The organism is Corynebacterium sp. H78 (assembly GCF_037572275.1).
In the GTDB taxonomy this organism is placed as follows: Bacteria; Actinomycetota; Actinomycetes; order Mycobacteriales; family Mycobacteriaceae; genus Corynebacterium.
The window spans coordinates 223,046-237,688 of record NZ_JBBHKX010000003.1 but is presented as its reverse complement, the minus strand read 5'-3'; the positions used below and the strand labels follow the sequence as shown (position 1 = coordinate 237,688).

General features: G+C 56.6%; 12 protein-coding genes. 9 read left to right on the top strand and 3 right to left on the bottom strand.

Features of this window, described 5'->3' with window-relative positions:
• Positions 1-12: 12 nt before the first annotated feature.
• On the top strand, positions 13-1,362 hold the full coding sequence (locus WG934_RS07600) for a carboxylesterase family protein (RefSeq protein ID WP_339989539.1): 1,350 nt from the start codon (positions 13-15) through the stop codon (positions 1,360-1,362).
• Positions 1,363-1,395: 33 nt separating this feature from the next.
• Here the strand turns inward: WG934_RS07600 and WG934_RS07595 are convergent, their stop codons facing one another.
• Positions 1,396-1,575 carry a hypothetical protein gene (locus tag WG934_RS07595; RefSeq protein ID WP_339979477.1) on the bottom strand — a complete coding sequence of 60 codons (180 nt, stop codon included), beginning with the start codon at positions 1,573-1,575 and terminating at the stop codon, positions 1,396-1,398.
• 74 nt (positions 1,576-1,649) lie between these two features.
• Between WG934_RS07595 and WG934_RS07590 the strand changes: the two genes are divergently transcribed.
• The 6 genes from WG934_RS07590 to WG934_RS07565 all read left to right on the top strand — a co-directional run bounded on the left by WG934_RS07590 (position 1,650) and on the right by WG934_RS07565 (position 9,521).
• Complete coding sequence (locus WG934_RS07590) at positions 1,650-2,186, top strand: PH domain-containing protein (RefSeq protein ID WP_339979474.1); 537 nt, start codon at positions 1,650-1,652, stop codon at positions 2,184-2,186.
• Positions 2,186-3,646: a PH domain-containing protein gene (locus tag WG934_RS07585; RefSeq protein ID WP_339989632.1), complete on the top strand. Its 1,461-nt coding sequence runs from the start codon at positions 2,186-2,188 to the stop codon at positions 3,644-3,646. Before WG934_RS07590 ends, WG934_RS07585 begins: the two co-directional genes overlap by 1 nt.
• A gap of 98 nt (positions 3,647-3,744) precedes the next feature.
• On the top strand, positions 3,745-5,517 hold the full coding sequence (gene treS, locus WG934_RS07580; RefSeq protein ID WP_339989536.1) for a maltose alpha-D-glucosyltransferase: 1,773 nt from the start codon (positions 3,745-3,747) through the stop codon (positions 5,515-5,517).
• Between the two features lie 5 nt (positions 5,518-5,522).
• Positions 5,523-6,965: a maltokinase N-terminal cap-like domain-containing protein gene (locus WG934_RS07575; protein ID WP_339989534.1), complete on the top strand. Its 1,443-nt coding sequence runs from the start codon at positions 5,523-5,525 to the stop codon at positions 6,963-6,965.
• 186 nt (positions 6,966-7,151) lie between these two features.
• A complete protein-coding gene (locus WG934_RS07570; protein ID WP_339989532.1) occupies positions 7,152-7,499 on the top strand; it encodes a hypothetical protein in 348 nt (115 codons plus the stop codon).
• Between the two features lie 75 nt (positions 7,500-7,574).
• Positions 7,575-9,521: an ABC transporter ATP-binding protein gene (locus WG934_RS07565; RefSeq protein ID WP_339989528.1), complete on the top strand. Its 1,947-nt coding sequence runs from the start codon at positions 7,575-7,577 to the stop codon at positions 9,519-9,521.
• A gap of 22 nt (positions 9,522-9,543) precedes the next feature.
• Here the strand turns inward: WG934_RS07565 and WG934_RS07560 are convergent, their stop codons facing one another.
• A complete protein-coding gene (locus WG934_RS07560; protein WP_445228228.1) occupies positions 9,544-10,500 on the bottom strand; it encodes a diacylglycerol kinase in 957 nt (318 codons plus the stop codon).
• Between the two features lie 260 nt (positions 10,501-10,760).
• Here WG934_RS07560 and WG934_RS07555 point away from each other — a divergent pair, with 260 nt between their 5' ends.
• Positions 10,761-12,461, top strand: a complete 1,701-nt coding sequence (locus tag WG934_RS07555) for an FAD-binding oxidoreductase (protein WP_339989526.1) — start codon at positions 10,761-10,763, stop codon at positions 12,459-12,461.
• Between the two features lie 10 nt (positions 12,462-12,471).
• Here WG934_RS07555 and WG934_RS07550 read toward each other — a convergent pair whose 3' ends face one another.
• Positions 12,472-12,621: a hypothetical protein gene (locus WG934_RS07550; protein ID WP_339979461.1), complete on the bottom strand. Its 150-nt coding sequence runs from the start codon at positions 12,619-12,621 to the stop codon at positions 12,472-12,474.
• A gap of 291 nt (positions 12,622-12,912) precedes the next feature.
• On the opposite strand from WG934_RS07550, the gene WG934_RS07545 reads away from it, so the two are divergent.
• Positions 12,913-14,604, top strand: coding sequence for a glycerol-3-phosphate dehydrogenase/oxidase (locus WG934_RS07545; protein WP_339989524.1), 1,692 nt, complete (start codon positions 12,913-12,915; stop codon positions 14,602-14,604).
• Positions 14,605-14,643 lie beyond the last annotated feature (39 nt).

Here is a 14,643-nt window from a genome sequence, read left to right as displayed (position 1 = left end):
TAGGTTAGGTATATGAAGCCCATGACAGTGACGGCACCCGCTGGCGTACTCACGGGGCTGTGCGACGAAGAACAGACGCTACGTGTCTTTTCCATCCCCTTCGCGTACGCCGAGCCCTATCAGCCATCCGTTCCGCTACGTCCTACCGCGGATCGGCCACGCACCCATGACGGGACGAGTCGACGTATGGATCGCTACGCTGAGCTCGTCCTGTCGGTCACCGCGCCGATGGCTGATCCAGATACTCCAAAGCCGATTTTGCTGTGGATTCATGGAGGTCGCTACGAAATTGGTCATCCTTCCGAACCGTGGTGCGATGGTGGTCATTTTGCTCGGAATGGTGTGGTCATGGTGTCGCTCGGCTATCGCAAGCGACTTGCTGGATTCTGGCGAGACACTCCCCTCGACGATGCTGACACCGATGGAGAGTTAGCCACCGACCTTTCCGCCACCGAGCCGTACCGCGGTGTCGGGGATCTCGTTAACGCTCTCCAGTGGGTTCGCGACAACGCTGCTGCTTTCGGAGGCGATCCCTCCAACATCACTATTTCCGGTCAATCTGCTGGTGCTGCTCTGGCGCTGATGGTTGCCGGCGATCCCCGCACTCGAGGTCAGATTCAGCGAGCGATAGCTATGTCGCCGGCCTTTTCCAGATCGTCAGGTTCTGCTTTTCGACGGTCCCTCCTGTCCACCGCACTCGGACGTAAGGCGACATCGTCAGCACTGGCAGCGGTCGGCCCTGTTCAGGCTGAGCGGGCTTACCGATTAATGGCAGCACCCGCCCCAACGGATCCGGCGGTCGGCCCGCGACTATCCGAGTTCACGCCGACCGTGCCTACTCTCGTCACAGCGACCAGCGAGGAATTTCACGCAACGTGGCAGCTCACGGCAATTGACAGAATCCCGGGATCTGAATACTTCGCTCGAGCTTTTTCACGGCGAATCGGAAACCGTGGGGCCTTCCCGACAGATTTCTACAAGGAACGCCCTTTCGCCTCGATGGTGGGCGATTCGGCAATCCGCTCCAATGCAGTTCGGGTGGCCGATGCCACCGCGAATGCTGGTCTTCCAACGTGGGTTGGCGAATTCCGCCCGGGCAACGGCGTCGGCACTGGGCCTGATGGGAAGCCAACCACTGGCGCTCCACACTGTATTGAGTTGCCACGTTTCTTCGGTCGCGAAGCCGGGCACCCATTTCACGACCAAGTCGTGTCATTTATCAGGACCGGCTCACCTGGCTGGGAAACCTACGACGAGCCCGCCCGCCTATCCCATATTTGGTCTGGTGGCGGTGCTGAGTGCGAGGAGTCGTCGGAAAGCGATCCATGGAAGGCAGTGCGCGAACTATTTGTGAAAAGCTAGCTGCCGACCCTGGTCAGCACTAGCTCGCCAGCCTTAGCTCGCCAGCACGACCTGGAACAGCTGCCAGCACGACAGCAAGGTGATCAGCGTGATGAGAACAGCCCAGATCAGCTTGTATTTGCTGAAGAAGTTGTCGTCGGATTCCCCGCGCGGATGGTCCTCCGAATCCGGATTGTTGGGATCGAAATCATCGTCGAAGCGTCGAATAATCATGGCCCCATCATGCCAGTTCGCCACGTGAAAATGCAGACACTTCTACAGCCACTGTGGCAGGTAGTGTTGAAACTATGAACACCAATAACCCACAGGTGGATCTCCTAAATCCCGATGACCCTCGGCTCATTCAGGTGTCCCCAAAGTACGCCACCGTGCGTCGAATCACAGCCGCAATCTTGTTCGGGCCACTACTCATTGCAGCCGTCATCGTGGCGATTTTGTCGATGACCATCATTCCTGCCGCGGATGCACCGTATTTGACGTTAGTTGCCTGGATTGGGGCGGCCCTTGTGCTCGTACTGTGGGTGTGGGATTTCTGGTTGATTGGCCGGCAAGTTTCTGCGCATCGCTACCTCGAAGGCGCCGAGGATTTTTTCGTCGCCAAGGGCCGCTGGTGGCGCAGCGTCACGGTTGTACCTTACGGCCGTATTCAGTTCGTTGATCTCACCGAAGGCCCCCTGCTTCGCGCATTCGGACTGGCACGCTTGAAGCTCAACACCGCATCGGTGACATCAGATGCCGCCATCGTTGGTATTCCACGCGAAGAGGCACAAGCGATTCGCGAACGACTATCCAACCGGGCTCGCGAACGCATGGCAGGTCTGTGATGGAAACGCAGCGTCACCAAGTTCATCCGCTCACACCTATCCTGACCGGCATTCGCTTCATCGTGCTCGCTGGCGTGGCCATCCTGGCGAATTCCTTTGAATTAGTCAGGTTGTTTTTCACATGGTTGCGCGAAGATACTCTGTGGGCAATGCTCGCCCTCACTGGCGGCTTTGTGTTGTTGGTCCTTGTCGTCGGCCTATTTTCCTGGATTTCCTGGAAGTACCGCTTCTACGAGCTTTCCGACGAAGAAGTCCGCATTGGTGCAGGTTGGCTTTTCAGGACTCGTCGTAACGCGCGGTTCGACCGAGTTCAGGCAATCGATATTAATCAGCCACTACTCGCCAGGCTCGTGGGATTGGCAGAACTGAAAGTCGAAACAGCCGGTGGTCAGAATTCTGATCTGACCATTAAGTATCTCAAGGTTGATCAATGTAAGGCGCTTCGCCAAGAGATCTTGGAGGCAACTCGCAGAGGGAAGCAGGAAGCTGCGCTTTCGCCAACGGAAACTGACGGTGAATCCTGGGCCCTAGCACCTTCCCATGGGAAGACAGAAAGCGTGACGGCGGACGGTGAGACGGCAGCCAGTGTTGAGCCACAGCACGAGACTGTCCTCAACGGTCCCGTCGATCCAGTCAAGCTATTCGTTTCGCTGATCCTCGGTCCGATTCTGCTGCTCGGTGTTCTCTTCGCCGTTGGGCTCGTTGTCGTTGGCATTATCATCGTGGTTCTCGCAGCCACGAAGCTATCGTGGGCCGGCGTCGTCGGTGTCGCTGGGGGCTCTCTTCTCACCACTGGAATCAGTTTGGCTATCTACCTCGCTACAATCGTGATGGTTGTCTGGGGCCTGTGGAGCACGTCGTACGGATTCACTCTTTCCACTGACGATGAGGCTGAACGGCTCCACATTCGCGCCGGGCTGCTGTCGACGCGTCGGCAAACAATTCCTATCCATCGGCTCCACGGATTCCGTGTCATCCAACCACTGTGGTGGAAACGCCGTCAGTGGGCGAAAGCGCATATGTCTGTGGCAGGGTACGGCGCTGATGAGCAAGCCCCAACAGCCCTCATCCCAGTCGATGACACCGTGCGGGTCGATGAAACTGTCGACCAAATCATTGACCGAATCACTGAACAGCCACGCCTTGCACCAGAGTTAACGCTGGCCTCTCCACGTCAAGCACGGTGGTTATCCCCAATCGACTGGAAACAACAGAAAGTCATTGTTGGTCCGCGTGCACTCGTCGTCACGCATGGTCGGTTGTGGAATGTCACCACTATTGTTCCGTGGGATCGAATTCAGGGTTTTACGACACACACCGGACCAATTTCGAAGGCACTGGGATTAGTCACTGTTGAAATTGATATGGTTCCAGGCCCGGTTAAGCCTAAAGCGCGACAGTTGTCTCTCGCGGATGCTGAAAAGCTTGTGAGCATTGTGAATGCTCGACATGTGCGCTAGTTCGCCACCTGTCTTTAATCGCGTTTACGGTGGGATTCTGCGCCAGTTTCCACAAAATTCCACTGCGCTGATCGCCATTTCCTCCTACCGTGGTTTGCATGAATGATTGGTACCGCAGTGCAGTTTTCTACGAAGTGCTGGTTCGCGCATTCAACGATTCAGATAACAACGGGTCTGGCGACCTGCGCGGATTAACCGAGAAACTCGACTACGTGCAATGGCTCGGAGTCGATTGTCTCTGGCTTCCGCCTTTCTACGATTCCCCGCTCCGCGATGGTGGCTACGACATTCGCGATTTCCGCGCAGTGCTTCCGGAGTTCGGTACCGTCGACGATTTCAAAACGCTTCTCGACGAAGCCCATGCCCGTGGCATCCGCGTGATTACCGACTTGGTCATGAATCACACCTCCGATACCCACGAGTGGTTCCAAGAATCACGAATGAACCCGGATGGCCCTTATGGCGACTTTTACGTATGGACAGATGATCCCGAGCAGTACTCCGGTGCCCGCATTATCTTCGTCGACACCGAAGAATCCAACTGGACCTATGACCCAGTTCGCGGTCAGTACTACTGGCACCGCTTCTTCTCCCACCAGCCGGATTTGAACTACGACAATCCATCCGTGCAGGAAGCAATGCTCGATGTCCTCCGCTTCTGGTCCGACCTTGGCATTGATGGTTTCCGATTGGATGCTGTGCCGTACCTCTTCGAGCGAGAAGGCACTAACTGTGAGAACTTGCCTGAAACGCATGATTTCTTGAAGCGCTGCCGCGCCGTCATGGATAACGAGTACCCAGGTCGCGTGCTACTCGCAGAAGCGAACCAATGGCCAGAAGATGTCGTCGAGTACTTCGGTGACCCAGCCACCGGTGGCGATGAGTGCCACATGGCATTCCACTTCCCGCTGATGCCTCGTATTTTCATGGCGGTTCGCAAGGAATCCCGCTTCCCTATTTCTGAGATCCTCGAGTCCACCCCGGACATCCCAGAAACTGCGCAGTGGGGAATCTTCCTGCGAAATCACGATGAGCTAACTCTGGAAATGGTAACCGACGCAGAACGCGACTACATGTATCGCGAATATGCGAAGGACCCTCGCATGAAGGCGAACATTGGCATTCGGCGTCGTCTAGCTCCTTTGCTCGATAATGACCGTAACCAGCTGGAGCTGTTTAACGCGATGTTGCTGTCGCTGCCTGGCTCACCGGTTCTCTATTACGGAGATGAGATCGGCATGGGCGACAACATTTGGCTGGGTGACCGCGATGGTGTTCGCACGCCGATGCAGTGGTCCCCAGACCGCAACGCCGGTTTCTCCAAGTGTGATCCGGGACGGCTGTACTTGCCGACGGTTCAAGATGCGACATACGGATACCAGGCCATCAATGTCGAGAATCAATCCACGTCAAAGAACTCTTTGCTGAACTGGGTGCGGCGTTTGATTCATGTGCGCAAGCGGTACAACGCGTTCGGGTTGGGTGATTTCCGAGAGCTCGACAACGCAAACCCAAGCGTGTTCACGTACTTGCGCGAGTACGACGGCGAGCGCATTTTGTGTGTCAATAACTTGTCTAAGTATCCGCAAGCTGTGGAGTTGGATCTGTCTGAGTTCGCACGCAGCACTCCGATCGAGCTGACCGGCTCCATCCCATTCCCCACTATCGATTCGATGCCGTACCAGATCACTTTGCCGGGTCACGGTTTCTACTGGTTCGAGTTGGAAGCACCACCCGAAGCTCCCTCCGTGGAAGCGTCTTCTGCTGCGCCGACGGTTCCTGTAGCGCAAGCTATTTCTGACGCACCAGTTCCAGCGACTGCCACCGGCAACACCACTGATGTCCCCACCACAGATTCGAAGAAAGGCTAATTGCGATGAGCCACGTTGAGATTCCCTCCACAGATCTAATCGCTGCTGAGTTGGCGCATACGCTGCCTTCCTTGCGATTCTTTGCTGACAAAGCTGCCGACATTCAGTCGATCGAGATTATCGATTCGTCACCAGCCATCCGTGACCACGCCACTGTGCCAGATATTGACATGGTGATAGTTGCTGTGCACACGGCAGCTGCGTCGCCGACGTACCAGCTTCCCATCGCCTGGGCACATGGGTTGCCAGACCATGAGACGTCGACATCACCTGCCATTTTGGTCAACGGCGACGGTGTCATCGGCTATGACGCGCTCGGCGATGCCGACTGCGTCACGGCACTGGGACAAGAACTACTAAAGACCGGCTCGCTGGGCGCGATGAATCTTCGTCGCGTTCCTGGCACCGAGTTGAATGTGCCGGAGCATGGTCGCCCAATGGGTGTCGAACAGTCCAATACGTCCGTCATTTTTGACGATGCCGTGATGTGTAAATTCTTCCGTCGCCTGCACCCTGGTACGAACGCCGACGTCGAATTGCTTGCTGCGCTGTCTACGTCCAACTGTGAATCCGTTCCACATCTCTTTGGTTGGATCGAGTTAGAGATCGGCGAGGATTCCGCCACGGATACGTACACCACCGCCATGTTGCAATCCTTTTTGCCAAACTCTGCCGATGGCTGGGCCATGGCGCTGACGTCAGTGCGCGATGTCATTCGCGATCCGCTGACCGAAATCAGCGACCTCGGTACGGACTTCGATACCGAGGCCTTGCAGCTCGGCCAGGCAGTCGCAGAAGTACACGCCCACCTCGCAGCTGCTTTGCCTGCCAATCGCGCAGTATCCGGCGAGGAACTGGTCGCCCCCATGCGTGAGCGCCTCGCCCACGTGGCACGGCTTGTCCCAGAAATTGCTGAGCGTGCCGACGCAGCGGAAAAGGTCTTTACTTCTGCAGCAGAGGCAGTGTCGAAAGACGGTGTCGTCGTCCAGCGAATCCACGGTGACCTACACCTTGGCCAGGTCTTGCGTACGCCACGACACTGGCTGCTCATTGACTTTGAGGGCGAACCGTCGCGTCCGTGGGAAGAGCGCCGACTGCCAGATCATCCACTTCGCGACATCGCGGGCATGATCCGCTCCTTCGACTACGCCGCGCACTTCCCGCTTCTCGCAGGACGCGATGATTCCGCTACCGCTCGCCAGCGCGTCGCCGAGTGGGCTTCACGTAATATCGCTGAATTTCTTCGCGGTTACTCGCAGATCGACCCGGATGCAGAAGTGTCGACCTCCGCTCCCGATTCCGGATCGCTTTTCGACGAGCGCCTCCTGAACGCTTTCATCCTCGATAAAGCCATTTACGAGTGCTTGTATGAAGCCCAGAATCGCCCAGATTGGCTGGAGCTGCCTTTGGCTGCGGTGCAGCGTCTTCTCAACGAAGACTTGACATAAAGTAGACCGCTTAGTCTAGAGTGGGGTCAGGTCCAGAAGGAAAGTGGCTTTTGCCCGGGACAAAGCCGTCCACTTTCCTGGCAACCGCGGTGCGAGCCCACGGTGCCCTTCCACTCCCGGGGATACGACCTGCCACCGTGCACACCGCACGGTCGGAAGCACTCGACTCTGGAAGGTTCTACCCGCATGACTACTGCAATCCTCAACACTCCTTACGCAGCGCCCAAGGCACTCACCCCACCGCCTAACGACGACGCAGTCACGCTTCTCGTCGCCGATACCTACGCCACTGCCCTGGGCGACATCTTGGTCACCGTCGAACCGGACTCCGGTCGCCGAGTTGATCTGCATAAGCCTGGCGAATTCCACTGGATTACCCGCTGTGCGCACGGCATTGTGGTGGACCGTGCTGCAGTGTGGGCGGAGCCGTCGTCACGCGCGCAGACTGAGCCACGGAAAGTCACGGTGTGGATTGAAAACGTCGCCCATGGCACCTGGTGGACGGATAGCGCAACGAACGCAGTTGTTTACTAATCAGCCATTGGCACTACAGTTGGCATCGTCCTTACTTCGACGTCTATCTACGCTCTGCGCGAAGGAGCTTTCGTAGTGCAATCACTTGCGCGAATTCTCGGCACCACCAAGGTGCTGTGGCCTTTTTACGTCGGCATTATTGTGTGCTCACTGCTCACCGCGGTGGCCACACTAATCAGCCCATTCCTGGTGCGCGATGCAACAGATGCGATCGTGTCTGCCATCTCTGATTCTGGCCCGAATGGCCCGGCCCAAAGTGTGCTCGAAAAGGCTACGACGACAGTGTTGTGGCTGACAGCGGGCTTGCTCATTGCTGACTTGTCGCAGACCATCATCCACAATATTGGTGGCTACTTGGGCGATATTATGACCGCCCGGATGCGCGAAATCTTGTCGACGCGCTATTTCGCAAAGCTTCTCGGCTTGCCACAGCGCTACTTCGACAACCAGGTGACAGGCACGATTATCGCCCGCCTGGAGCGATCGATTACGAACATCACGCAGTTCCTCCAGACGTTCTCTAACAACTTCTTCCCCATGCTGCTCACTATCGCCGCAGTATTGGCGATTACTGGTTGGCACTACTGGCCGCTGGCCGTCCTACTGGTGTTGGTGTTCCCCACCTACATGTGGTTGACGGCTCTGACTTCGAAGAAGTGGCAAAAGATCGAGGGCGAGAAAAACAAGGAGATCGACGCCGCTGGTGGTCGTTTCGCCGAGGTTATCGGCCAAGTGAAGGTTACTCGTTCTTTCACTGCCGAGATGCGTGAGATTTTCAACTTTGGTCGGCACTTCGACACGACAGTGTCGTTGTCGCGCAAGCAGTCCTCGTGGTGGCACCAGATGGACTCCATTCGCGGTGCCATCTTGAATCTCATCTTCGCTGGCATCTATGTGATGATCTTCCTGCGCACCCTCCACGGCGAGTTCACCATCGGCACCATGATTATGCTGATTCAGCTGGTCAATATGGCACGCCAACCAGCAACGATGATGAGCTTCATTGTTGATGCTGCACAACGCGCAATCGCTGGCTCCAAGGACTACTTCCACGTCATGGAGCTAGATCCAGAGCCGTCGGCAACGAAGGCTCTGCTCGATGCGGCTGAAACCAACGGCGAAATCCGTACTGGTGCACAGGGCTTCGATCAGCCAGGCACGAAGTTGAGTGTCGACGGCGTCACTGACGCACTGGCATTCAATAACGTCACCTTCGAGTACGAAAAAGACAACGCAGTGTTGACCGATGTGACGTTCTCCGCTGCGCCGGGCGAAAAGATCGCTCTCGTCGGTGAGTCCGGTGGTGGCAAATCCACCATTGTGAATTTGCTGCTCGGCTTCTACCAGCCAACCAAGGGCGACATTACGGTGTGCGACACCTCTGCAGCCACCATGTCAATCTCGGATCTACGAGCCACCACCGGCGTCGTCTTCCAGGACGCGGCACTGTTCTCCGGCACAATCCGGGAAAACATCGCGTACGGTCGCCCGGCAGCCTCCGACGAGGAAATTATTGACGCCACCCGGCGCGCAAACGCTCATGACTTCGTCATGAAGTTCAAGGACGGCTACGACACCATGATCGGCGAACGCGGACTCAAACTCTCTGGTGGCCAGAAGCAGCGAATCGCGATTGCCCGCGCGATCCTGAAGGACGCTCCAGTGCTGATCTTGGACGAGGCAACGTCTGCCCTCGATACCAAGGCAGAGCGCGAAGTTCAGCACGGTCTCGAGCACTTGATGGAGGGTCGTACAACTCTCATCATTGCGCACCGCTTGTCGACGATTTCGGATGTAGACACCATCGTCACATTGAAGGATGGCCACGTGCATGAGATCGGCTCCCCAGCTGAGCTTGCCCAATCCGGTGGTATCTACGCCGAGCTGCTGCGCCTGACTGCATCAGCATCGGCTGCAGACCGCAAGCGTCTACGCGAGTTCGGCCTCAAAGACGGCATGACCGACGACGAAGAGGACGCTGACGTTGATGTCGACAACGACACCGCCGACGCGAGCCGCTAGCGCCCCGGTGGTCTAGCTTCGGCTACGGGCGCGGCACCAAAAACTTGCCCGCGCCCGGCACGATCTCCACCGTCACTGGAAGCTTCGCCATGTACTCGCCGTCAGCATAAACGCTCAGATCCTCACCATTGCCCACGTACTCTACGTGGGCCTTTTTCGCTCTATGCGTTGTCACTTCGTCGTACTCAACATGCTTCCCCGAGAACACGCTGCTCAGCGCCCGCCCCGCACGAAGTCGGCTAGCTTTGCCGACGACCGTAATGTCCATCACCCCATCGCAATGGTTCGCTGCCGGACAAATCAGCATGCCACCTCCGTACGATCGGGTGTTGCCGAATGCAGCCAAGGTGATCTCGTCATTGAGCACGACATCGTCGTCAAGCGTGATCCGAAACGGCAACGCCTTGAAGTTCACGAACTCGCGTGCGAGAGCCAAATGATAACGGTTCTTTCCGTGTGGCCAGGACATCGTGTTCGCGCGGTCCGTGACTAGCGAGTCAAAGCCGGAGCACATGATCGTGCCGAACCACATTTGCTTGCCCTCTGCATCAGTGATGCGGGCGAGGTCTGTATGAGTCCAAAAACCGTCGGCGATGACGCGCGCAGCGGCGCGGGCATCATGGCGAGGAATCGAGTACTCGCGTGCATGGTCGTTTCCAGTTCCCGACGGAATGAGCCCAAGTGGCATGCCACTGCCCGCTTGTTCCTGCAATGCAAGATTGACTAGACCATCGCCGCCCACGACCACGAGCGCGTCAAAGCGGTCATCAGCGATGACCTCGGACATCATGTGGCGAGCATCATCAGGGCTGGAACCTTGCAGCGTAACGACGTCGACATCACGTTCTACGAATGCCTCGACCGCATGCTGAGCTGCTCGATGTGCCATACCTGAGCCGGCTAATGGATTGACGACGAGCGCCACCGTCTCAATCTGAGCGAAACCCAGCGGATAGGCATTGCCCGACAGCCCATGCACGAGTGGCTTTCCTGGTGTTTGCACATCATCCGCACTGTGTGACGATGAAGAGTCGTCAATCACGTGGCCTCCTCAATCAAGCTTCAACGAAACAGCTTTCCTATGCTGACAGAAATTAGCGGATTGAGATAACTTTGGGACAATTTTCGAAAAATTGTAAATTCAGAGCCAATTTTAGGGATGCTAGAACGCGCAACTGCTAAGACTTGTTTTTATACACACTGCGTTTTTTACACACAGCGTTAGGCGGAGATCGCTCAATGACAATCGACGACCACCCTGGTAAGCCACTACACCGAATGCGATGGTGGGGTTGGGGAACTGACGGACACGATAAGCCACTTACGCCGAGTGCCATCGCTCTCTTGGAGCGGGATATCGAGATGGATCGGCACGCTTCGAATCCCCCACCAGCCATCAACGACGTCACCATTCCCGACAGTCATTTGACCTCCGATGCTGTGGAGGCGATTCAATCCGTTGTCGGCGCCGACAACGTCGCTGTCGACCACGACACCCGAGTACAGCACAGCGTCGGGCGAAGCTACCCTGACCTCGTCCGATTGCGTGCCGCCGATTTGCCTGATGCCCCGGACGCAGTCGTTTATCCACAGACCGAAGAAGCACTGCTCGAGCTCCTTCAGCTCTGCTCCGAACAGAAAATCGCTGTTGTTGCCTTTGGCGGAGGAACATCCGTGGTTGGCGGTGTGGAGTCATCCTCCGCTGGGTTCACCGCTGCAATTGCAGTATCGACCGCAGCTTTTAACAAGGTGCTGCACATTGATCGCGAGGCCGAAACAGCCACGATCCAGTGTGGCGTATATGGACCGGACCTCGAGAAAACCCTGAACGACGAGGGCTTCACCTGCGGTCATTTCCCACAGTCTTTCGAGTTCTCCACGGTCGGCGGTTGGGTGTCGTGCCGCTCTGCTGGGCAAGAGTCGTCCGGGTATGGACGAATTGATCGAAACGTCATCGGACTTCGTGTAGTCACCCCACAGGGCATCATGCAATTCCGGGACATGCCGTCGTCAGCCGCTGGCCCCGATCCACGTGAGCTATTTCTGGGGTCAGAGGGGACACTGGGAATCATTACCCAGGTTACGTTGCAGCTGCATCGGAAGACCAAGAAGATGCTCTTCGATACATACTTCTTCCCCAACTTTGAAGCGGGTACTCGCGCGCTTCAGCAGCTCGAGCAGTCCGGAGCAACACCACACCTAGCACGGCTATCCGATGAAAAAGAGACAGCCTTTGGCATCGCACAACTTGGAAACTCCACGATTCAAACGAGACTGAAGAAGTATCTTCAACTTCGTGGCATGTCGACCCCTTGTATGGCTATCTTCGGTTTCACTGACAGCTCTGGACGCGCAGCCCGCCTCGCACGGGAGAAGCTCGCACTGGCGTTTGCACGACAGCACTGCGTACGCCTTGGCAGTGTCCCGGGAATGATGTGGGTAGACCATCGATTCACCTCCCCATATCTGCGCGATGTCCTCATGACCAAGCGTGTTGGTGTCGACACCTTGGAAACAGCAACGACCTGGGGTAACGTCGCAAAGCTGAAAGCCGAAGTCACGAGCGCGATGGAAGCAGCAGCGCAGAAACACGGCACGCCAGCCTACGTTTTCTGCCATATTTCGCACACGTACCGCACAGGATGTTCGCTGTACTTCACGTACTTCTTCCGGGAAAAGGAAGGCGAAGAAATTCAGCAGTGGATCGATATCAAGACTGCTGCCGGTGATGCCATCATGAGTCATGACGGGACGATTACTCATCATCACGGCATTGGCCGCGATCACTGTCCACAGTTCTACGAAGAGAACACCGAACTATTTGCTCAGGCGCTCCGCGCGGTGAAACGCGAGTTCGATCCGGCCGGAATTCTCAACCCAGGAAAGCTAGCGAGCGGCCCGCGAACGCTGAACGAGGCCTACAGCCAAGACCCCAGCTAGTGGTTTCGAACTAGGAAATCAGAGTCACGAGATCACTGGAAAGGATCTCGGGGCTCGACGGTCCGTCATAAATGAAGAGCGAAACGTACTCGTCGAGAGTGAATGGAGAAATCGACGCGACTGGCGTGGTTTCCGCAGCAGCTTGGATAGCAGAAGACATGGTGTTGTTGCCTAAAAGTCAGAGTGCAGGTCAATTGATTGATCTGAAACGTCCGCGTGGCAAACACGAAAATGCAGCTGTGTGGCAGGCACAACCTGCGCGCACACTAGCCGGGACTTCTACGGAGTTGCGACGCGGACAGGAGACAACAACACAGCTGCGACGATGGATCGCGGTGGAACAATGCCAGCGAATTTTCCATCAGTGTGTCTCCTTCCTAACTCGGCAACCCTTTCCTTTTTCACACTACCTAAAAGCCAACTCGTCCTAAAAACCGTATTGGAGATTTTGGTGCCTAAGCACAATTCACAGCGCACACTCCCACAGTCAACGCGCCCACAGCCAACGCACTCATCTGCCTTGAATGCGAGCCGTCGCAACGCAGAATGGCAGGAGCTGAAGAGAATCTCCGCCAGTTCAACAGTTGATGAGCAACCCGATCTTGTCATCATCGGTGCCGGAGTGACAGGCGCTGGAATCGCTCTCGATGCGGCGTCGCGAGGTCTGAAAACAGTTCTTGTGGATGCACACGACCTAGCATTCGGCACCTCTCGGTGGTCGTCGAAACTCGTGCACGGTGGGCTGAGGTACTTGGCGTCAGGAAATGTCGGAATCGCCCAAAGATCTGCAAACGAACGTCGCGTCTTGATGGAGAAGACCGCACCGCATCTCGTACGTGCAATCCCCCAGGTGGTCCCCGTTTACGCAGGCCAACCACTAGGAAAGGCACTTCTACCGCGAATCGGATTCATCGCAGGTGATGTTCTACGAGTGTTGTCTCGTACGTCAGCCACAACGCTGCCACGGTCGCGCACGGTATCGGCGAAACGGGTCGCTCAGCTCGTGCCCGGAGTGAAGAACACATCGCTTCGCTGTGGCCACCTGAACTATGACGGACAGCTTATCGACGACGCTCGTCTTGTGGTCGCCATCGCCCGAACCGCGGCAAGCTACGGCGCGAAAGTGCTCACAAAAGTGAAAGCATCCGATGTAGACGGAACGTCGCTGACGTTGACCGATACCCTCTCTGGCGAGACTCGTCGACTCCGCGCGCGACAAGTAGTCAATGCCACGGGTGTGTGGGCTGGCGATCTCGCGCCGGAAATCAGGGTGCGCCCATCGCGGGGCACGCACATTGTCGTTGACTCCGCCAAGCTGGGAAATTCGTCGTCATCATTGACAGTTCCCGTTCCTGGTTCGAGCAGCCGATTTTGTTTCACGTTGCCCTCTCAGCACGGTCGCACTTACATCGGCATCACCGACGAGCCTCTTGACGGTCCGATTCCCGATGTTCCCGCAACGCCTGACTCGGACATCGACTTCATTCTCGGCGTCATTAATCAAGCTCTCGACACCCCGTTGACTAGGGACGATGTCATTGGCGCATTCTCAGGTCTGCGACCGCTCATTGATGTGATTTCCGATGGGGATGATTCACCAAGCACTGCGGACCTATCCCGAAACCATGCCCTTATCACCTCAGAAAACGGGCTCATCTCCATTACCGGTGGAAAGCTCACTGAATACCGCTTGATGGCTGAAGAAGTTGTCGACGCTGTGGTCAAGCAACTCAGCGAACAATCAACGGGACAGCCAGGACGCAATGTGGCCGACCGCATTCAGCCTTGCCTCACCCGCGATGTTCCGCTCGTTGGCGCTCCTGGCGGCCCTCTCGCCCAGTCACAGCAACCGATGCCACAAAATTCCTCCCAGGCGTCAGACATCCCTGATTCAGTCACAGCCCGGTTCGGTACAGAAGCTGCAAAAGTGATTTCTCAGTGCCCATTGTCACGACCATGCGATCCCGTGGCAGAAGGCGTAGACATCACCAGGGCGGAGTTCGCATGGCATGTCACCCATGAAGGCGCCCTTACTGTTGAGGATCTCGTGGATAGGCGAAGCAGGATTGGGCTAGTCGCATCGGATCGAGACAAAGTCCTCGAATGTGCGCGCGAGGTTTTGCAACTAACCGACACCAAATAGACAACTCCGTCTATACATCGCCGCTCATTTGTGTACAGT